This is a genomic window from Pseudonocardia sp. NPDC046786 (genome assembly GCF_040645415.1).
GTDB classification, from domain to species: domain Bacteria; phylum Actinomycetota; class Actinomycetes; order Mycobacteriales; family Pseudonocardiaceae; genus Pseudonocardia; species Pseudonocardia kongjuensis.
Map to the genome: position 1 here is coordinate 167,138 of NZ_JBEYYF010000006.1, position 19,659 is coordinate 186,796.

At 74.2% G+C, this 19,659-nt stretch carries 18 protein-coding genes; 8 read left to right on the plus strand and 10 right to left on the minus strand.

Going from position 1 to position 19,659, the window contains the following annotated elements; genetic code table 11:
- The first annotated feature begins 28 nt into the window (after nt 1–28).
- Both ABZ881_RS09890 and ABZ881_RS09895 read left to right on the plus strand, forming a co-directional pair.
- A complete protein-coding gene (locus ABZ881_RS09890; protein ID WP_358483370.1) occupies nt 29–1,273 on the plus strand; it encodes an EAL domain-containing protein in 1,245 nt (414 codons plus the stop codon).
- Nucleotides 1,274–1,315: 42 nt separating this feature from the next.
- The gene (locus ABZ881_RS09895) at nt 1,316–2,845 is read left to right on the plus strand and encodes an ATP-dependent DNA ligase (protein ID WP_358483372.1); all 1,530 of its coding nucleotides are present in this window, start codon (nt 1,316–1,318) and stop codon (nt 2,843–2,845) included.
- On the opposite strand, the gene ABZ881_RS09900 is transcribed toward ABZ881_RS09895, so the two are convergent.
- On the minus strand, nt 2,776–3,537 hold the full coding sequence (locus ABZ881_RS09900) for a GntR family transcriptional regulator (RefSeq protein ID WP_358483374.1): 762 nt from the start codon (nt 3,535–3,537) through the stop codon (nt 2,776–2,778). The genes ABZ881_RS09895 and ABZ881_RS09900 overlap by 70 nt on opposite strands.
- A 100-nt stretch (nt 3,538–3,637) precedes the next feature.
- Between ABZ881_RS09900 and ABZ881_RS09905 the strand changes: the two genes are divergently transcribed.
- On the plus strand, nt 3,638–5,083 hold the full coding sequence (locus ABZ881_RS09905) for a GuaB1 family IMP dehydrogenase-related protein (RefSeq protein ID WP_358483376.1): 1,446 nt from the start codon (nt 3,638–3,640) through the stop codon (nt 5,081–5,083).
- Between the two features lie 54 nt (nt 5,084–5,137).
- Here the strand turns inward: ABZ881_RS09905 and ABZ881_RS09910 are convergent, their stop codons facing one another.
- Together ABZ881_RS09910 and ABZ881_RS09915 are read right to left on the minus strand one after the other, a co-directional pair.
- Nucleotides 5,138–6,466: a PhoH family protein gene (locus tag ABZ881_RS09910; RefSeq protein ID WP_358483578.1), complete on the minus strand. Its 1,329-nt coding sequence runs from the start codon at nt 6,464–6,466 to the stop codon at nt 5,138–5,140.
- 416 nt (nt 6,467–6,882) lie between these two features.
- A complete protein-coding gene (locus tag ABZ881_RS09915) occupies nt 6,883–8,133 on the minus strand; it encodes a DUF885 domain-containing protein (protein ID WP_358483378.1) in 1,251 nt (416 codons plus the stop codon).
- A 312-nt stretch (nt 8,134–8,445) separates the two neighbouring features.
- On the opposite strand from ABZ881_RS09915, the gene ABZ881_RS09920 reads away from it, so the two are divergent.
- Nucleotides 8,446–8,835, plus strand: coding sequence for a hypothetical protein (locus ABZ881_RS09920; protein WP_358483380.1), 390 nt, complete (start codon nt 8,446–8,448; stop codon nt 8,833–8,835).
- 766 nt (nt 8,836–9,601) lie between these two features.
- Nucleotides 9,602–10,063 (plus strand): hypothetical protein, encoded by a 462-nt coding sequence (locus ABZ881_RS09925; protein ID WP_358483381.1) that lies wholly within the window; start codon nt 9,602–9,604, stop codon nt 10,061–10,063.
- A gap of 137 nt (nt 10,064–10,200) precedes the next feature.
- Here the strand turns inward: ABZ881_RS09925 and ABZ881_RS09930 are convergent, their stop codons facing one another.
- The gene (locus ABZ881_RS09930) at nt 10,201–10,971 is read right to left on the minus strand and encodes an isoprenyl transferase (protein ID WP_344026556.1); all 771 of its coding nucleotides are present in this window, start codon (nt 10,969–10,971) and stop codon (nt 10,201–10,203) included.
- Nucleotides 10,972–11,091: 120 nt separating this feature from the next.
- Between ABZ881_RS09930 and ABZ881_RS09935 the strand changes: the two genes are divergently transcribed.
- Nucleotides 11,092–11,760 carry a hemolysin III family protein gene (locus ABZ881_RS09935; RefSeq protein ID WP_358483383.1) on the plus strand — a complete coding sequence of 223 codons (669 nt, stop codon included), beginning with the start codon at nt 11,092–11,094 and terminating at the stop codon, nt 11,758–11,760.
- 21 nt (nt 11,761–11,781) lie between these two features.
- Here the strand turns inward: ABZ881_RS09935 and ABZ881_RS09940 are convergent, their stop codons facing one another.
- The 4 genes from ABZ881_RS09940 to mca all read right to left on the minus strand — a co-directional run bounded on the left by ABZ881_RS09940 (nt 11,782) and on the right by mca (nt 15,720).
- On the minus strand, nt 11,782–12,348 hold the full coding sequence (locus ABZ881_RS09940; RefSeq protein ID WP_358483385.1) for a hypothetical protein: 567 nt from the start codon (nt 12,346–12,348) through the stop codon (nt 11,782–11,784).
- A gap of 61 nt (nt 12,349–12,409) precedes the next feature.
- A complete protein-coding gene (locus ABZ881_RS09945) occupies nt 12,410–14,425 on the minus strand; it encodes a thioredoxin domain-containing protein (RefSeq protein WP_358483387.1) in 2,016 nt (671 codons plus the stop codon).
- Between the two features lie 13 nt (nt 14,426–14,438).
- Nucleotides 14,439–14,732, minus strand: coding sequence for a hypothetical protein (locus ABZ881_RS09950; protein ID WP_358483389.1), 294 nt, complete (start codon nt 14,730–14,732; stop codon nt 14,439–14,441).
- A 64-nt stretch (nt 14,733–14,796) separates the two neighbouring features.
- Nucleotides 14,797–15,720, minus strand: a complete 924-nt coding sequence (gene mca / locus ABZ881_RS09955) for a mycothiol conjugate amidase Mca (protein WP_358483391.1) — start codon at nt 15,718–15,720, stop codon at nt 14,797–14,799.
- Between the two features lie 506 nt (nt 15,721–16,226).
- Here mca and greA point away from each other — a divergent pair.
- Nucleotides 16,227–16,715, plus strand: coding sequence for a transcription elongation factor GreA (gene greA, locus ABZ881_RS09960; RefSeq protein ID WP_344026566.1), 489 nt, complete (start codon nt 16,227–16,229; stop codon nt 16,713–16,715).
- A 68-nt stretch (nt 16,716–16,783) separates the two neighbouring features.
- Here the strand turns inward: greA and ilvA are convergent, their stop codons facing one another.
- Nucleotides 16,784–18,022, minus strand: coding sequence for a threonine ammonia-lyase (gene ilvA / locus ABZ881_RS09965; RefSeq protein ID WP_358483392.1), 1,239 nt, complete (start codon nt 18,020–18,022; stop codon nt 16,784–16,786).
- A gap of 148 nt (nt 18,023–18,170) precedes the next feature.
- On the opposite strand from ilvA, the gene ABZ881_RS09970 reads away from it, so the two are divergent.
- Nucleotides 18,171–18,398, plus strand: a complete 228-nt coding sequence (locus ABZ881_RS09970) for a hypothetical protein (protein ID WP_344026570.1) — start codon at nt 18,171–18,173, stop codon at nt 18,396–18,398.
- A gap of 93 nt (nt 18,399–18,491) precedes the next feature.
- On the opposite strand, the gene ABZ881_RS09975 is transcribed toward ABZ881_RS09970, so the two are convergent.
- Nucleotides 18,492–19,637, minus strand: a complete 1,146-nt coding sequence (locus tag ABZ881_RS09975; protein ID WP_358483394.1) for a cystathionine gamma-synthase — start codon at nt 19,635–19,637, stop codon at nt 18,492–18,494.
- Nucleotides 19,638–19,659 lie beyond the last annotated feature (22 nt).

The following is a 19,659-nucleotide window of genomic DNA, read 5'->3' on the forward strand; positions in this document are numbered from 1 at the left end:
GATCATCGTGACCGAACGGACCCGCCGGATGACCGATCAGCGTTTCGCGTACGAACCGGTGCACGACCTGCGCACGGGCCGGTTCGCCGGTGTCGAGGTGGTGCCCCGGCGCCCGTACGAAGCGGTCGCCGTGCAGGCCACGGACCGCGGCTGGGGCGCCCGCCAGGTCGCCGAGCTGGACGCGAGCACCGCGGTGTCGGCGGTCGTCTCGGCCCGCGCCGCACCCGGCACCAACCTGCAGGTGGACGTCGCCGCGGACACCGTGCTGTACGCGCGGGAGCGGCTGCGCCCGATGCTCGGCACGGTCGCCCCGCTGCTGGAGGTCGGCCCGCCGATCACCGCGGCGGCACCGGCCGCGCACCTCGTCCCGGCGCTGGCCGAGCTGCGCCGGTGGGGGTTCCGGATCGGGCTGGACGGCGCGGGTCGCGCCTTCGGCCCGGAACTGGTCGCCGCCGTCCGGCCGGACGTGGTGAAGCTGGAGCCGGATCTCGCCGACGGCGTGCTCCACGCCGGTTCCGGCGCCGCGGTGCGCGCCGTGCTGGAGGTGGCCCGATCGGTCGGGACCCCGGTCGCCGCGACCGGTGTGCGGGACCCGGAGCGACTGGCCGGGCTGTACGCCAGCGGCGTCGCGCTCGCCCAGGGCCCGCTGCTCGGCGGGGCCCGCGCCACCCCCGATCCCGATCCGGCGACGCTGCCCGAGCTGCTCACCCTGCTGCGGTCGTCGCCGGGTGCGCCGGTCCCGGCCGCACCGGCCGGTCCACCGGTCCGCGGTCTGGCCGGTCCCGCGGTCACCCTGACCGCCGACGTCACCGCGGACACCGCCCGCGAGGCGATGCGCGAGCACCCGGACTCGGCCGGAGTGGTGCTGATCGACGCCGCCCGCCGGCCGGTCGGCTACCTGGACCGGAGCCGGTTCCTGCTCACCATGACCGGCCGGTTCGGACACGCGCTGTGGGCGGACAAGCGCGCGAGCTCGCTCGCCGACCCGCCGCGCACGGTGGACGAGCGGGTCCCGCTGCCCCGGGCGCTGGAGCTGAGCCTGGCCGGGGAACCGTCCCGGGCGTACGACGATCTGGTCGTCGTCACCCCGGACGGGGTGTGCCGCGGGGTCGTCACCGTCGCCGAGCTGTGGCGCCGGACGATCCGGCCCACTGTGCTGGCAGCGCCGACTGTGCCCCGGCCGGCGTCCGTGGCCGCCGGGCATTCACCGGACGGGGCCGGTCCGGTCGCCGATCGGCCACCGGTGGGCCCACCGTCGCGCACCGCGGTGTGACGACGGCGCGCGACTGTCGGGGGTCGCTGCTTCACTGACCGGGTGCTGCTCAGCGACGTCGTCACCACCTCGGCCGCGGTCGGGGCGACCCGGGCGCGCCGGGAGAAGACCGCCGCGCTCGCCGACCTGCTGCGGGCCGCCGCGCCGGGCGAGGTGCTGCCGGTGGTGGCCTGGCTGTCCGGTACGCCCCGGCAGGGCCGGATCGGCACCGGCTGGCGCACCCTCACCGCGGTCGACGTGCCACCCGCAGGCACGCCGTCGTGGACCGTGCAGGAGGTCGACGAGCTGCTCGACGAGCTGGCCGGCACCGCGGGTGAGGGCTCGGCCCGGCGCAGGCGCGAGCTGCTGAACCGGCTCTACGGTGCCGCCACGGCCGACGAGCAGCGGTTCCTGCACCGGCTGCTCACCGGGGAGCTGCGGCAGGGCGCGCTGGAGGGGCTGATGGCCGACGCGGTGGCCGTCGCCTCCGGCGCCGGGCAGGCGGCGGTCCGGCGGGCGTTCATGCTGTCCGGGCGGCTGCCGGAGACCGCGGCGACCGCGCTCGGCGGCGGGGAGGGTGCGCTCGCGGAGATCGGCCTGCGGGTCGGCCGCCCGGTCCGCCCGATGCTGGCCTCGCCCGGCGACTCGCTGGATGCCGCGCTGGCCGCCCTCGGCACCGGCGTCGTCGTCGAGTACAAGCTCGACGGCGCCCGCATCCAGGTGCACCGCGCCGGCGACGAGGTCCGGGTGTGGACCCGCACGCTGCGCGAGATCACCGCCGCTGTGCCGGAGCTGGTCGAGCTGACCCGCGCGCTGCCCTGCTCGGCGGCGGTGCTCGACGGCGAGACCCTCGCCCTCGACGACGACGGCCGCCCGCGCGCCTTCCAGGACACGATGAGCCGGTTCGGCTCCGGCGACGACGAGGGTGCGGTGCTGCTCAGCCCGTTCTTCTTCGATCTGCTGCACCTCGACGGGCGGGACCTGGTCGACGAGCCGCTGGAGACCCGGCTCGAACTGCTCTCCGGGCTGCTCGCCGGGGAGGACCGGGCGCCGCTGCGGATGCCCGGGGTGCGGCGGCCGACGCCGGAACAGGCCGCCGCCGTGCTGGACGGGGCGCTCGACGCCGGGCACGAGGGCGTCGTCGTGAAGGATCTGGCGGCGCCGTACGCGGCCGGGCGGCGCGGGAAGGCCTGGCAGAAGGTGAAGCCGGTGCACACCCTCGACCTGGTGGTGCTCGGCGCGGAATGGGGGTACGGGCGGCGTACCGGGTCGCTGTCCAACATCCATCTCGGGGCCCGCGATCCCGACGGAGGCGAACCGGTGATGGTCGGCAAGACCTTCAAGGGCATGACCGACGAGCTGCTCGCCTGGCAGACCGGGACGTTCCCGCGGTACGCGCGGGCCGAGGAGCCCGGGGTGCTGTACCTGCGGCCCGAGCTGGTCGTGGAGATCGCGCTCGACGGGGCGCAGCGCAGCTCTCGCTACCCGGGCGGGGTCGCGCTGCGGTTCGCCAGGGTGCTGCGCTACCGCCCGGACAAGACCCCCGCCGAGGCCGACTCGCTCGACGCGGTGCGGGCGCTGCTCTCGGGGTGATCGCGGGCGGACGGCACCGCGGTGCCGGGGCGGGCCCGCAGCACGCCGGCCGCCAGCACCCGCCCGTCCGGGCCGGTGAGCGTCCGCTCGACACCGAGCAGCGGGGTCCCGGCGGGCACCCCGAGCAGGGTCGCCGCGTCCGGGTCGGCGGGCACCGGGCCGGACCGGGCCCGGATCGCCCCCGGCCGCAGGTGCGCCTCGGCCAGCAGCCGGTCGAACGGGCCGGTGTCGGGGACCGTCAGCAGGTCGGCCGCTGCGGGCGCGGCCACGTAGTGGGTCTCCAGGACCGCCCCGCCGCCCGCGGTCCGGGCCACGCACTCCACCCGCAGGCAGGGGCTGCCTGCGGGCACCCCGAGCCAGGCCGCGAGCACGTCGGGTGCGGCGATCCCGGACCGTTCCAGCGGGCGCGGCCGCTCCCCCGGGTCCGCGACGACCGAGATGCGGCCCGGGTAGTCCGGTTTCGCCACGATCCGGTGCGCCGCAGGCCCCGGCCGCAGCAGGCCCTCCTCGGACAGCAGCGCGAGCGCCGCCCGCACCGACGACCGCGGCACGCCGTAGCCGATCATCAGCTCGTCCTCGCGGGGCAGCAGGCCGCGGATCCGCGAGCGACCGGCGATCGCGATCCGCAGCAGGTCACGGACCCGGCGCGCGTCGGAAGCACGCACCCGCGGAATCGGCGACGGCACCGGCATGTACTCCACGGTAGGGGTAACGCATTGCTCGACGGTTCCCCGCGAATGACAGCCGCGTGACACGCCGGAACGGTCCGACGGCGCGTAGCATCCCGATACCGTGCGCTTCCTCGACGACCGCCGGCCGGAGCACGACCTCACCTACGACGACGTCTTCCTCGTCCCGCGCAGGTCCTCGGTCGCCTCCCGGTTCGACGTCGACCTCACCGCTCCCGACCGCAGCGGCGCCACCGTCCCGGTGGTGGCGGCCAACATGACGGCCGTCGCGGGCCGCCGGATGGCCGAGACGCTGGCCCGCCGCGGCGCCCTGACCGTGCTGCCGCAGGACGTCGCCACCGACGCCGTCGCCGGCATCGTGTCCTGGCTGAAGTCGCGGCACCCGGTGTGGGACACCCCGCTCGTGCTGCGCACCGGGGACGCGGTCGCCGACGCGTTGAACCTACTGCCGAAGCGGGCGCACGACACCGTCGTCGTGGTCGACGACGGCGGCCGCCCGGTCGGCACCGTCAACGAGGCCGGCTGCGCCGGTGTCGACCGGTTCACCCGGCTGGCCGACGTCCTGGAGCCGGACCCGCTGGTGCTCCCGGTCGACACCGCGCCGCGCGAGGTCTTCGAGCGGATCGACGCGCGCCGGGCGACGGTCGCGCTCGGCCTCGCCCCGGACGGCAGGCTCGCCGGCCTGCTCACCCCGCTCGGCGCGATCCGGGCCGGAATCTACACCCCCGCCCTCGACGACGCGGGCCGGCTGCGGACCGCGGCCGCGCTCGGGATCAACGGCGACGTCGGGGTGAAGGCGAAGGCACTGCTCGATGCCGGGGTGGACGTCCTGGTCGTGGACACCGCGCACGGCCACCAGGAGAAGATGCTGGACGCGATCGGCGCGGTCCGCCGGGTCGTCGACGACGCCGGGAGCACGGTGCCGATCGCGGCCGGGAACGTGGTGACCGCGGACGGGGTCGCCGACCTGGTGGAGGCCGGCGCGGACATCGTCAAGGTCGGGGTCGGCCCGGGCGCGATGTGCACCACCCGGATGATGACCGGCGTCGGGCGGCCGCAGTTCTCCGCGGTCGCCGAGTGCGCCGCTGCCGCCCGCGAGCGCGGCGCGGTGATCTGGGCCGACGGTGGCGTGCGGCATCCCCGCGACGTCGCGCTGGCGCTGGCCGCGGGTGCCGCCTCGGTGATGATCGGCTCCTGGCTGGCCGGCACCTACGAGTCCCCCGGTGACCTGCTGTGGGACGAGCGGGGCCGGGCGTACAAGGAGTCGTTCGGGATGGCGTCCAAGCGCGCCGTCAGTGCCCGGACCCGCGGCGACAACGCGTTCGACCGGGCCCGCAAGTCGCTGTTCGAGGAGGGCATCTCGGCGTCCCGCCAGCAGCTGGACCCGGAGCGCCCCGGCGTCGAGGACGTGCTGGACGAGATCTGCTCCGGGGTCCGCTCGGCGTGCACCTACGCCGGTGCCCGCACCGTCGACGAGCTGCACGAGCGCTCCGTGGTGGGGGTGCAGACCACCGCCGGGTTCACCGAGGGCACCCCGCACGGGCTCTAGGGGTGCCGCCGCGGCCCCGCGCACCGGCGGTGCACGGGGCCGCGGGCCCGCCGGTCAGGAGGCCGGGCCCTCCAGCATCTCGGTGACCAGCGCGGCGATCGGCGAGCGCTCGCTGCGGGTCAGGGTCACGTGCGCGAACAGCGGATGCCCCTTGAGCTTCTCGATGACCGCGTTGACCCCGTCGTGCCGGCCGACTCGCAGGTTGTCCCGCTGCGCGACGTCGTGCGTGAGCACCACCCGGGACGCCGACCCGAGCCGGGACAGCACGGTGAGCAGCACGTTGCGTTCCAGCGACTGCGCCTCGTCGACGATCACGAACGTGTCGTGCAGCGACCGGCCGCGGATGTGGGTGAGCGGGAGCACCTCCAGCATCCCGCGGGCGATGACCTCGTCGATGACGTCCTGACTGACCAGCGCACCGAGCGTGTCGAAGACCGCCTGCGCCCAGGGCTGCATCTTCTCGCTCTCGCTGCCCGGCAGGTAGCCGAGGTCCTGCCCGCCGACGGCGTAGAGCGGCCGGAACACCACGATCTTGCGGTGTGCCTGGCGCTCCAGCACCGCCTCCAGGCCGGCGCAGAGGGCGAGCGCCGACTTCCCGGTGCCGGCCCGGCCACCGAGCGAGACGATCCCCACCTCGTTGTCGAGCAGCAGGTCGAGCGCGATCCGCTGCTCGGCGGACCGCCCGTGCAGGCCGAACGCGTCCCGGTCGCCGCGGACCAGCTTCACCCGCTTGTCCGCGGTGACCCGGCCGAGCGCGTTGGACACACCGACCAGCCGCAACCCGGTGTTGCAGGGCAGGTCGCGGGCGGCGTCGTGGTCGATCACCCCGTCCCGGAACAGCGCGTCGACGTCGTCGGCACCCACCTCCAGATCGGTCATCCCGGTCCAGCCGGAGAACAGGACGTCCTGACCGTGGTACTCGTCGGCGTCCAGCCCGACGGCCGCGGCCTTGACCCGCAACGGCATGTCCTTGGTGACCAGCGTCACCTCGGCCGGTGATGCGGGATCGGCCCGCAGGTTCAGCGCGCAGGCCAGGATCCGCGAGTCGTTGGAGTCGGTGCGGAACCCGGCCGGCAGCACGGCGGGATCGGAGTGGTTGAGCTCGACGTGCAGGGTTCCGCCCTTGTCGCCGATCGGGATCGGCGCGTCCAGGCGGCCGTACCTGACCCGCATCTCGTCGAGCTGACGGAGTGCGGTCCGGGCGAACCAACCGAGTTCGGGATGGTGACGCTTGGCTTCGAGCTCGGAGATCACGACCAGCGGCAGGACGACCTGGTGCTCGTCGAAGCGGAGCAACGACCACGGGTCGGACAACAGGACGGACGTGTCGAGCACGTAGCAGCGGGTGGAACCTGCCGGCGTGTCCCCGACGGTCTCCGAGATCGGAGACTGATCGGTGAGGGCGGGACGACGATCGGTCACGGGTGCTCCCTCGCAGGCGCGGCACCACGCCTGCTCTGCGTCGGGCCGGCCGGTCCTGACGCGGGACGTGACGGCGTCGGCGGACCATGGCGGTCCTCCGGCCGGCACGCCCGCGAGGGCCGGGTGCCGGCCCTCTCGGGTGCGTTCGACACCACGTCCAGGGCCTCCCGGACGAGCCGCATCGGATACGGCGCGTCAACACGGACGCTACTAGTGGTCACCCTCATGCGGTCAATAGCAACTCTCGGTCGGTGAGCTACAAAGAACCCCGATGGAAGAGTTGTAACCTGCCGTTCATCGTGTGATCGACACCGTCCGGCGTCACCCGACCTGCGCGAACACGGCCGGGCGCCCGCCGTACAGAGCAGCCGGACGTGCTACGGACGGGCTGCCGGGAGTCCCGCGGGTGCCGCCGAATCGGAACCGTTCCCGATCTCCGGGCGGTCCGGCGCGGCGAGATCGGCGGGGAGGACCGGGGTGTCGAGCAGCCGGCGCAGGCCGGCCACCGGTCCGTCCGGCACCCGGGCGAGCCAGTCGCGCACCAGCGGCGCGCCCTCGGCGTAGGTGACCGGGTAGCTACGCCACTGCGGGTGGTCGAGGAAGGCGAGCACCCGCCGGGCCCGGTCCTCGGGCAGCAGCAGCCAGCGCGTCAGGTGGGCTACGACCTCGTCCGGGCCGGCGCCGTCGACGTGCCGCAGCAGCGCCGCGTCCTGGCGGACCCGGCCGAGCAGCTCCAGTGCGTTCTCGACGCGCTCGGCGAGCCCGCCGTCGATCCGCACCCCGATCCCGGCGAGCACCCGCTGTGCCACGGTGCCCCAGCCGGGGCCGGGCAGCACGGTCGCCGCGACCTCGGCGGCGCCCTCGGCGATCAGCCCCTGCGGGCTGTGCACCAGCCGCAGTGCCAGCTCCGGATGCCGGCCCGCGGCCCGCTCCGCCCGGCAGTACTGGGTGTGGTGCCCGGGATAGGTCTCGTGGGCGAGCAGCGGGAGCAGCGAACCGGCCCGGAGCCGGGCGCCGGTGCTGATCGACACCCGGCTGCGCAGGCCGCCCCGGTACCGGGTGAACGCGGTCCACGGCCGCCCGCCGACCAGCTCGACGACCGCCAGCTCCCCCGACGGCAGGCCGAGCCGCTCGCCGGTCGCACGGCGCAGCTCGGCGGTCAGCGCGGTGACGGCGGCACCGAGCAGGCCGGGCGGGACCAGATCGGCGTCCCGGTACGCCTGCATCCGGCGGGCGACCGGGCCGCGGCCGGGCAGCAGCCCGGCGAGCACGCGATGCGCCTCCCGGTAGCGGTCCGGGTCGGTCCGGCGCGGGCTCACCCCGAACAGTGCGCGGACCTCGTCCAGGTAGCCCGGCCGGTCCCCGGCCAGGATCCGCGCGTGGCAGTGCAACGCCACCAGCAGTGCGTCCCAGTGCGCCGCCGACGACGCCGACAGGCCCTCGGCGGCGATCTCCCGCCGCAGCGCCGACGCCCGGACGACGAGCTCGGCGGGCTCCGGGCGGGGCTGTGCGCCGATCGCCCGGGCGAGCTCCGGATCGGGGCCCGGCCCGTCCAGCACACCGGGCCGGAGCCGCTCCAGGTGCAACGCGAGCCGGGTGATCTCGCGCGGCAGGCCCTCCGGTGACACCCCCGGAGCGTAGGCGCGACGACACCGAACGACGGCCGCAGCCGCCGGGTACGCATCCGATCGGCCGTACGTGCTCACCGTCGGTGATCGCGCTTCGGGGCGTGACCACGTCGTGAACCGCGTCGTGAATGCCCGATCCAGGGAGTATCGGAACATAAAGTAATAGGTTAACCCGATAGTGTTGTGCGATTTGTTCGGCGCTGGCCGGAGCTATAGATTGTCACGCAGTCGGCACGGGCTCCCCCACTTGTCAACGTGTCGGCAAGCGTGAGACCGGCTTCGCGCCGACTCGAGACTCAACAGGAGAAAACTGTGCTGAAGAAGGCTGGAATCCTGGTTGCGGCCACCACCGCGTCCCTGCTCGCGGTGAGCCCGATCGCCTTCGCCGGTGACAAGGGCGACGACCACGGCCACAAGGGCGGCCACCACCACGGTGCCGAGAACGTCATCGACAAGGACGCCAAGGGCCTCATCGCCGGCCTGAACGGCAACAACGTCAACGTGCCGATCCAGGCCTGCAACAACAACATCCCGGTCAACGTCCTGGGCGTGCAGGTCCCGGTCGAGGACGCCTCGGCCCTCAACGGCCTCACCGGTGCCCTGGGCATCCTGGGCGACGCCAAGGCCAAGTCCGGCGACTCGGTCACCGACCAGTCCGACGCCTGCGCGCAGGAGTCCGGCGCCGGCGACTCGATCGGCTGATCTCGAACTGATCACCGGAAAGACCCCGGAGCGACTGCTCCGGGGTCTTTCCGTGCCATTTTCAGTTTTCCCCCGACAGGTCGACGCGATCGCGCCGGGAGCACCCGTGGTGCGTATCGGGACGGCGGTCTCACCCGTCGGGGCGGCGGGATTGCCGGAGTCATCCGCATGCCGGACGGTTGCTCACTCCCGGTCACCGGTCCGGGATCCGGTCCGGTCGGGCGGGCGCGGGCTCCGGCCCTGTTCACGCCGCGGACCGGCGCCCGCCCACGGACCCGCTCGCACCGGCGACACCCGGCGGCGCCCCGGCCCGGCCGGTCCGGTCCGGCGGAGCACCGCGCTCCACCGGGGCACACCCGGACCACGCCGCGGGACCACACCCGACCGCGCCGCGGGGCCGCACACCGGAGCGCGTCCCGACCGTCCCGCCGCGCCGGGCTCTCCGGCGCGAACGCTCCCCGACGCCCCCTTCCGCACGCCGTCTCCCCCTGCACCACTCGGTCCGTTCGGGATACCCCGAGCGGCGCAGTCGTGACACGCCCGTTCGCCACGCCGGGCGAGGGGAGATCGTGATCGACGAATCCCCTGGTACCCGAACGGTCCGCAGCTCCGCCGAAAAAAATACGGAGGGTCAGATTGTCGCCGCCGGAAGCCTCCGTTAGATTGACGCCCAGTCGATGCGGGCTCCCCGGTTCGAGCGTCGACAAGTACTGAGAGTGCTCCGGATCCCCCGTGCGCGCTCTCCGACTCAAACAGGAGACGGACTGTGCTGAAGAAGGCTGGAATCGTCGTCGCGGCCGGCGCCGCGTCGCTCGTCGCGCTGAGCCCGCTGGCGTTCGCAAGCGACAGCCACGAGGCGACCGACAGCTTCAACAAGACCAAGGACAGCTACAACAAGACCTACACCGACGTGAAGGACATCGACAAGACCGATGTCCAGTTCGGGCACAACGGCGGCAACGTCGCGGACAAGTCCAGCACCGGCCTGGTCAACGTCTCGGGCAACAACCTGAACGTGTCCCCGCAGCTCTGCGGCACCGCGCTCAACGGCAACAGCCTGATCCAGGGTGCCCTGGGCGGCCTGTTCTCCGAGGCCGAGAACTCCTCCGGCGTCACCTCGGACAACAGCGTCAGCTGCACCAGCGCCTCCGAGGTCGGCGACGAGTTCGACCAGGACAACGGCGGCAAGCAGCACGGTGGCGACAAGAGCGACAAGGGCTACAAGTAAGTCGTTCGCGCATCGCGCAGCAGAAGGGCCCCGGGGTGCACCCCCGGGGCCCTTCTCGCATCGCCGAGGCGCGCCCGCCCGCACCGACTGAATCTTCTATAACGAGCGAGCGCGCCGAAGGTTACGCACGAATCGGATCAGCCGCCGAAACGCCGGTGCCGTGCGGCGAAATCGCGCAGCGCGCGCAGGAAATCGACCCGCCGGAACTCCGGCCAGTAAGCCTCGCAGAACCAGAACTCCGAATGGGCCGACTGCCACAGCAGGAAGCCGGACAGACGTTGCTCACCACTGGTCCGGATGACGAGATCCGGATCCGGCTGACCGGACGTGTAGAGATGCTCCGCGATGTGGTCGACGTCCAGGCTCTCCGCGATCTCCTCCAGGGTGCGGCCGGACTCCGCCTGGGTGAGCAGCATCTTGCGGACGGCGTCGGCGATCTCCTGGCGGCCGCCGTAGCCGACGGCGACGTTCAACTGCAGCCCGCCGCGGTCGCCGGTGCGCGCCACGGCCGCCGCCAGCCGGTCCGCGAGCGACGCCGGCAGCAGCTCCATCGCCCCGACCACCCGCAACCGCCACGGCGTCTCCGGACCGGACAGGTCGTCCACCACGCCGCCGATGATCTCGAGCAGGTCCTTCAGCTCGTCCGGCGATCGGGTGTCGAGGTTGTCGGTCGAGAGCAGGAAGACCGTCACCACCTCGACCCCGGCCTCGGAGCACCAGCCGAGCATCTCCGCGATCTTGGCGGCACCGGCGCGGTGCCCCTCGGCCGGATCGTCGAGCCCGGCCTCGCGCGCCCAGCGACGGTTGCCGTCCAGGATCAGCGCGACGTGCTTCGGACTGTCGGCGCCGGCGATCTGGCGCAGGATCCTGCGCTCGTACACCGTGTAGAGCAGATCTCGAACTGCCACGAACACGGACCCTAGTCCGACCGCCGGGAGCCGACGCGGGCGCTGGTCGCCGGGCGCCGCACGGTGTGGCGTTCGCCCGCCTGCCGGGACGTGCGCCGGTACGGCACGTAACGTCGGGACGTGTCCCCGCTGAGCACGGCCCCCGCGCCGCTGAAGCCCCGGATGCGCGGCTGGCTGCACCTGTGGAGCCTGGTCGCGTCCGTCTTCGCCTGCGCAGCGCTGATCAGCATCGCCGGAGCGCTGGTCGGCGCACCGGCCGCGGCCGCGGTCGCGGTCTACACGCTGACCACGTTCGGCCTGTTCGGGATCAGCTCGCTCTACCACCGGCACACCTGGAGCGATCCGGGCCGGCGGCGGCTGATGAAGCGCCTGGACCACTCGATGATCTTCCTGTTCATCGCTGGCACCTACACCCCGGTGGCGGTGCTCGCCCTGCCCGCGGACACCGCGACCTGGGTGCTGGCGGTGGTCTGGTGCGGCGCGCTCGCCGGGGTCGCGCTGAAGCTGGCGTGGCCGTCGGCACCGTCCTGGGTCGGGGTGCCGATCTACGTCGCGCTCGGCTGGGTGGCCGTCTTCGTGCTCCCCGGCCTGCTCGACGGCGGCGGCGTCGCCGCGCTCGTGCTGCTGCTCGCCGGTGGGGCGCTCTACACGGCGGGCGCGGTGGTGTACGCGCTGCGCCGGCCCGATCCGTGGCCCGCGACGTTCGGCTACCACGAGATCTTCCACGCGGCGACCGTGCTGGCCTGGGCCTGCCACCACATCGCGATCTGGCTGGTGCTGCTGCGCTGACCGGGCCGGCACAGGCCGGGCTCAGCCCGGGCCCTGGGCCCGCAGGTCGTCCACCCGCGCCATCGCCGACCGCAGCTCGGCCAGCCACTCGTCGGCGTGCTGCCCGACCAGCCGGACCGACCAGCTGAGCGCGTCCGAGCGGGACCTGGCCACGCCGGCGTCGACCAGGGTGTCGAGCACCAGCCGCTCCGGCTGCCGCAGCCGGGTCATCACCGGCACCGAGACGGTGGTGAACAGCTCGGTCGTCCCGCCGAGCCGAGCGCCCCACGCGACCTTGCGCCGGTAGCGGGCCTCCGCCTGCCGGGCGATCTCGATCCGCGCCTCCCGGGTCTCCTCGCGGAACCGGGAGATCCGGCCGGACTCCTCGGCGGCCGCGTCGGCCCGACCGGCGTCGGTGTCGGGATGCGCGGTGTCCAGTGCGGGCAGCTCCCCGACCACGACGATCTCGTCCCGGTCGCAGGTGACCGCCGGCGCCCCGGCGAACCACCCGTCCGGCAGCCGGCCGGAGAACCAGGCCTGCGCGTCGTCGGCGGGCGGCAGGTCGGCCTGCTGCCAGCCGCCGCGTCCGCGTCCTCGTGCTGTCATCATCGGACACCTCCCGGATCGATGATTACAGCATTGCACTCATTACGTCGTAGCGCGATGAGGATCATCGGGCCAGCAGCGCCGCCAGCTCGTCGGGCCCGGTCACCGGCACGTCGCACACGAAGCCCCGGCACACGTACGCCGCCGCGCTGCCACCGACCGTGCCGCGCCCGGCGAGCAGCGGGATCCCGTCCGCGTCCGGCTCCCCCGCGACGACGACGGCGCCGCCGGGCGCCTCCCGGCGGGCCCGGTCGGTCAGCGGCCCGGCACCGGCCTCGCCGGCCACCGCCACCTGCAGCGGACCGCCGACCAGCGCCTCGGCCGCGGTCAGCCAGTGCCCGAGGAAGCGCGGCGCGCGCCCGGCGAGCGTCCCGACCGAGCGCACGGCCCGGTCCGCGGCCTCCCGGTAGCGGGCCGCCCGGTCCGGTCCGGCCAGCGCCGACGCCGTCACCAACGCCTCGGCGAGCGCCGACGAACCGCACGGCGAGGCGTTGTCGGTCAGCTCGCGCGGCCGGTGCAGCAGCAGGTCGGCGTCCGCGGAGTCGGCGGCGGTGTCCAGGTAGCTGCCCGGCCGATCGGGTGCGGCGAACCGCTCCAGGGTGGTGTCGAGCAGCTCCAGCGCCGCGGTCAGCCGGCCCGGGTCGCCGGTCGCCTGGTGCAGCGCGAGCAGCCCGGCGACGAGCAGCGCGTGGTCCTCCAGCACGCCGTCGGCGTCCCCCGGCCGGCCGTGCCGCGAGGAGCGCCGCAGCCGCCCGTCGACGACGTGCACGTCGAGCAGCAGATCGGCGATCCGGTCGGCGGCCCGCACCCACTCCGGGCGGGCCGTGGCCGCCCCCGCCTCCGCCAGCGCGACGACGGCGAGCGCGTTCCAGGCGGTGACCACCTTGTCGTCGCGGGCCGGTTGCGGCCGCGCCGAGCGCGCCGCGAGCAGCGCGGACCGGGTCCGCTCCCACCACGCCGGGTCGTCCGGGTCGCGCAGCAGCCGCAGGGTGGAGGTGCCGTCGCCGGCGGTGCCCTCCACGGTGACGCCGAGCAGCTCGGCGGCACGGTCGCCGTCGTCCGGCCCGAGCACCTCGCGCAGCTGCGCCGGCGTCCACACGTAGGTGAGGCCCTCGGTCCCGTCGGTGTCGGCGTCCAGCGCCGAGGCCAGACCGCCCTCCGGGGTGCGGAGCGCGTCCAGCAGGAACCGGGCGGTTCCGTCCGCGACCTGCGCGGCGAACACCGAGCCGCGGCGGCCGAGGTGCCCGTAGGCGCGCAGCAGCAGCGCGTTGTCGTAGAGCATCTTCTCGAAGTGCGGGACCACCCAGCCGTCGTCGACCGAGTAGCGGGCGAAGCCGCCGGCCAGCTGGTCGTGCAGACCGCCTCGGGCCATCGCCGTGCAGGTGCCCTCGACCAGCCGCAGCGCCTGCTCGGAGCCGGTCCGCTCGTGATGGCGGAGCAGGAACTCCAGCACCATCGACGGCGGGAACTTCGGGGCGCGGCCGAACCCGCCGTGCTCGGTGTCGTACTGCCCGGCCAGCGTCTCGACGACGTCGTCGAGGGTCTGCTCGCCGATCGCGACCGGCTCGGGATCGGACGCGGCCTGCTCGGCGAGCTGCTCGGCGATCCGGGCCGCGGCGACCCGGACCCGCTCGCCGTCCCCGGTCCAGGCGCCGGACACCGCGTCGAGCAGCTGCCGGAACGACGGCAGCCCGTGCCGGGGCTGCGGCGGCAGGTAGGTGGCGCAGTGGAACGGCTCGCCGTCCGGGGTGAGGAAGCAGGTCATCGGCCAGCCGCCCTGCCCGGTCATCGCCTGGGTGGCCGCCATGTAGACGGCGTCGATGTCCGGGCGTTCCTCCCGGTCCACCTTGATCGCCACGAAGCCGCGGTTCACGACCGCGGCGATCGCCGGGTCCTCGAACGACTCGTGGGCCATCACATGACACCAGTGGCAGGCCGCGTAGCCGACCGAGAGCAGCACCGGGACGTCCCGGCGGCGGGCCTCGGCGAACGCCTCGGCCGACCAGGGATACCAGTCGATCGGGTTGCCGGCGTGCTGGAGCAGGTACGGGCTGGTGGCCACGGCGAGCCGGTTCGGCATGCCGCACAGCCTCTCAGGTGTTGCGCGGCTCCGCGCCGGCGTCCTGCCCACCGCGCTCGCCCGGATCGCCCGACTCGTCGAACGACTCCGGCAACCGGGTGATCCGCTTGCTCATGTTCCGGATCAGGAACGCCGTCGCCAGCAGCAGCACCAGCACCACCGCGAGCCCCACCGGCGCCGCACTGCCCCATTCGGGCAGCTGCCCGGGGGGCGGCGGGCGCTCCTGCATCGGCACCAGGAAGCCCGCCGCGAGCTCGCGCGCCACCACCGTCGCGCCGTCGAACAGCACCGCCGATCGCCTCCGCACCCACCGAACCGTCACCGTCACGGCCGCGGCTCGCGCCGCGCCCGACGGCCAGGCTACCCGCGGGTCAGCCTGCCCTCCGCTGCTCCCCGCGCTCGAACGGGATGCCGGTGAACAGGTCGTCCTCCGGGGTGGCGGTGTCGACCAGCGAGTGCACCAGCTCGTAGTCCTCGGTCGGCCAGACCCGGGCCTGCACCTCGAGCGGGGTGAAGAAGAACCGGCTGGTCGGGTCGATCTGGGTGGCGTGCGCGCGCAGCGCGTCGTCCCGGCGGCCGAACCAGTCCGAGCACGGTACCCGGGTGGTCACCCGGGTACCCGGGTCCGGCCGGTCGGCACGCCAGTTCTCCAGCCACTCGGCGTACGGCGACTCCTCGCCGGCCTCCAGGAACGCCTGGTGGAACGCCTCCAGCCGGGCCCGGGAGAAACCGTGGCCGTAGTACAGCTTGAGCGGCTGCCACGGCGGACCGGCCTCCGGGAAGCGGGCCGGGTCGCCGGCGGCCGCCCAGGCGGCCATCGAGATGACGTGCGTGCGGATGTGGTCGGGATGCGGGTAGCCGCCGTTCTCGTCGTAGGTGACGATCACGTGCGGGCGGAACTCGCGGACCAGCCGGACCAGTTCCCCGGTCTGCTGCTCGACGTCGCCGAGCGCGAAGCAGCCCTCGGGCAGCGGCGGCGGCGGGTCGCCCTCGGGCAGGCCGGAGTCGACGAAGCCGAGCCAGGCGTGCCGGACGCCCAGGATCTCGGCGGCCCGGGCCATCTCGGCGCGCCGGACCCCGGTCATGTTCGCCAGCACCTCGGGGCGGTCCATCGCCGGGTTGAGGACGCTGCCGCGCTCACCGCCGGTGCAGGTGACCACGAGCACCTCGTGGCCCTCGTCGGCGTACCGGGCGGTGGTGGCCGCCCCCTTCGACGACTCGTCGTCCGGATGGGCGTGCACCGTGAGCAGCCGGGGCCGCTCGCCGGGAGCCGGCAGCGACAGGGGCTGGGACACGGGTTGTGGCGTGGGCGATGGGGTCATCGGGCGGGTTCCTCCACGGTCACCTTGCTCGGGGCCCGCTGCGCGACCGGGACCGGCGCGGGCGGCGAGTTCGTGTTCGTCGTGATCCTGGCAGAGGGGACCGACAACGACCGCTCCGCCCGGGATGCTCAGCTCTGCCAACGCGGTCCGGGTTTCCGCTGTTCCCGGAGCTGGACGCCCGTACCGGAACGCTGCGGCGGGCGGTTCCGCTGCACGTCGGAAAGGAAATCGGCCGCTCGGCTATCCTCGCTCTCACCTGCGACGATCCGCCCATCGGGAACCAACTCGGAGGCGTCGCCGTTCATCGAGGAGCTGCGACGAGCGGCGCGCATCGTGCTAAGGTGTCTCGTACACGGCCCGCCAGCGGGTCGTGTTTTTCCTTACTCGGGGCGTGCCGCCCGGTGCCGCTGACCCCGCTGCCCCGTCGGCGCCCGGCGCCCGGCGGCAACACGCCCTGTTCCCTGAAGGAGTTGATGACGGTGACGGATACCCAGGCGACCTGGCTGACCCAGGAGGCCTTCGACCGGCTGAAGTCCGAGCTGGACGGGTTGATCGCGAACCGGCCCGTCATCGCCGCCGAGATCAACGCCCGCCGCGAGGAGGGCGACCTGAAGGAGAACGGCGGCTATCACGCGGCCCGCGAGGAGCAGGGCCAGCAGGAGGCGCGGATCCGCCAGCTGCAGGAGCTGCTGCGCACCGCGCAGGTCGGCACCACGCCGTCGAGCGCCGACCAGGCCGCCCCCGGGACCGTCCTCACCATCAAGTACGAGGACGACGAGGACACCGAGAAGGTGCTGCTCGGCTCCCGCGAGGAGGGCAGCCACGGCGACCTGCAGGTGATCTCGCCGAACTCCCCGCTCGGCGCGGCCCTGCTCGGTGCGAAGCCCGGCGACGCCCGCGAGTACCAGCTCCCCGACGGCGGGAACATGAAGGTCACGCTGGTCGGGATCGAGGCGTTCACCGGCTGACGCCGGACCTGACGACGCGGGCCCGGCCGGTGCGGCCGGGCCCGTCGTCGTACCGGGCCCGGCACGGATCAGGCCGGCGCGGTCACGACGTGCCCGGCCGCCCGCAGCCCGGCGACGATCGTGTCGCGGTGCTCGGGCCCGCGGGTCTCCAGGCTCAGCTCGACATCGACCTCGCCGACCGGGAGCGCACCGCTGATCCGCGAGTGTGCCACGTCGGTGACGTTCGCGCCGAGCGTCCCGACCCGGGCAAGCAGCTCGGCGAGTGCGCCGGGCCGGTCCGGCACCTGCACCCGCAGCGTCAGGTACCGCGACGACGCGACCAGCCCGTTGCGGATGACCTGCAGCAGGACCAGCGGATCGACGTTCCCGCCGGACAGCACGGCGACGACCGGGCCGGCGAACCGGTCCGGGCGCTCCAGCAGCGCCGCGACCGGCGCGGCGCCGGCCGGTTCGACGACCAGCTTCGCCCGTTCCAGACAGTGCACCAGCGCACCGGACAGCGCGTCCTCGCCGACCGTGACCAGCTCGTCGATCAGGCCGGCCACCTGTGGGAACGTGACGTCACCCGGGCGTCCGACAGCGATCCCGTCGGCCATCGTGCGCATCCCGCCCAGCGGGACCGGCCGGCCGGCCGCGAGCGACGCGGGCCAGGCCGCTGCCCCGGCGGCCTGCACGCCGACGATTCGGGTGCCGGGCCGGTGCTCGCGCAGCACCGCGGCGATACCGCCGAGCAGCCCGCCGCCGCCCGCCGAGACGAGCACGGTGCCGGCGTCGGGCACCTGCTCGAGAATCTCGCAGGCGACGGTGCCCTGGCCGGCGATGATGTCCGGATGGTCGAACGGGTGCACCAGCACCGAGCCCGAGCGCTCGGCGGCCTCGGCGGCCGCACCGACCGCCTCGTCCACCGACCGGCCGGTCAGCACGACCTCGGCGCCGTAGCCGCGGGTGGCGTCGACCTTCGGGAGCGCGGCGCGCTCCGGCATGAACACCGTGGCCCGGACGCCGAGCAGCCGGGCCGCCAGCGCCACGCCCTGGGCGTGGTTGCCCGCGGAGGCCGCGACGACGCCGCGGGCCCGCTCCTCGGGGGTGAGCCGGGCGATCCGGGTGTACGCGCCGCGGATCTTGAACGAGCCGGTGCGCTGCAGGTTCTCGCACTTGAGGTGGACCGGGGTGCCGGCCAGATCGGACAGCGCCCTGGCCCCGGCGACGGGTGTGGTACGCACCACACCGGCCAGCAGCTCGCGGGCAGCGAACACGTCGGCGGAGGTCACCGGCGGGGTGACGGAGGCGTCCGGTGGGGCGACCATCCGGGCAGTCTCGCACCACCGCCGGTAGCCTCGCGGATGTCCACCGGGCGTGATCCTCGAGCCACTCGGGGTAGAGGCGCGCTGCGCGGGCCCCCGACGGTGCGGGGTCCGTTCGGCCCGGCGTCCGGGGTCGGGGAGGAACTCGCGGATGACCCGGTTGCGCACCACCGCGCCGCTGTTGCTGGCGGCCGCGCTGACCGCGCTCGCCGTGACGACGGTGCAGGGCGCGGGCTGCGACGACCCCGGCCGCTACGAGCCGGGGCCGGACGGCACGTGGGCGCTGGTCGGCGGGTGCGTCGAGCCGGGGGACCTCGTCGTCCCCCCGCCGCCGACCGTCACCGACCCGGCGACGGTCCCGGAGCAGTCCCGCAGCTGAGCACCGTCGCGCTCAGCGGACCGTGCACGATGTGGCCGCTCAGCGGACCGTGCACGATGTGGCCGCTCAGCGGACCGTGCACGATGTGGCCGCTCAGCGGACCGTGTCGAGCGCGGTCCGCAGGTCGTCGACCAGGTCGTCGGCGTCCTCGATCCCCACCGACAGCCGGACCAGGCTGTCCGGCACCTCCAGCATCGACCCGGCGGTCGAGGCGTGGGTCATCTGGCCGGGGTGCTCGATCAGCGACTCGACCCCGCCGAGCGACTCGGCGAGGATGAACAGCTTCGTCTCCGCGCAGATCCGCAGCGCCGCCTCCCGACCGCCGGCGGCCAGGAACGACACCATCCCACCGAACCGGCGCATCTGCTTCGCGGCGATCTCGTGGCCGGGGTGGCCGGGCAGACCTGGGTAGAGCACCTGCGAGACCGCCGGATGCGCGCCGAGCAGCTCGGCGATCCGCTCGGCGTTGTCGCAGTGCCGCTCCATCCGCACCGCGAGCGTCTTCACCCCGCGCAGCGTCAGCCAGGCGTCGAACGGGCCGGGGACCGAGCCGACCGAGTTCTGGGTGAACGAGATCCGCTCGGCGAGCTCGTCGTCGTCGGTGACCAGGGCCCCACCGACGACGTCGGAGTGCCCGCCGACGTACTTGGTGGTCGAGTGCACGACGACGTCCGCGCCGAGCGCGAGCGGGGTCTGCAGGTACGGCGAGGCGAAGGTGTTGTCGACGACGAGCCGGGCGCCGGCCTCGTGCGCGATCCCGGCCAGGCCGGCGATGTCGGCGATCCCCAGCAGCGGGTTCGTCGGGGTCTCCGACCAGACGACCCGGGTGCTCGGGCGCAGCGCGGCGCGCAGCGCGTCGAGGTCGGCGAGATCGACCGGGGTGTGCTCGACGCCGAACCTGGCGAGCACCTTGTCGACCAGCCGGAACGTGCCGCCGTAGGCGTCGTGCGGGATGACCAGGTGGTCGCCGGGGCGGAGCAGGACCCGCAGCAGGGTGTCGGTCGCGCCCATGCCGGAGCCGAACGCGTGCGCGTGCCGGCCGCCCTCCAGCGCGGCCAGGCACTCCTGCAGGGTGGTGCGGGTCGGGTTCGCGCTGCGCGAGTACTCGTACCCGCCACGGGTTCCGCCGACGCCGTCCTGCGCGAAGGTGGAGCTCGTGTGGATCGACGTGGTGACCGCGCCCGTGGTCGGGTCGGGGTCCTGACCGGCGTGGATCGCCCGTGTGGAGAAGCCCTGCATGCGCTCGGAGGGTACGCGCGCC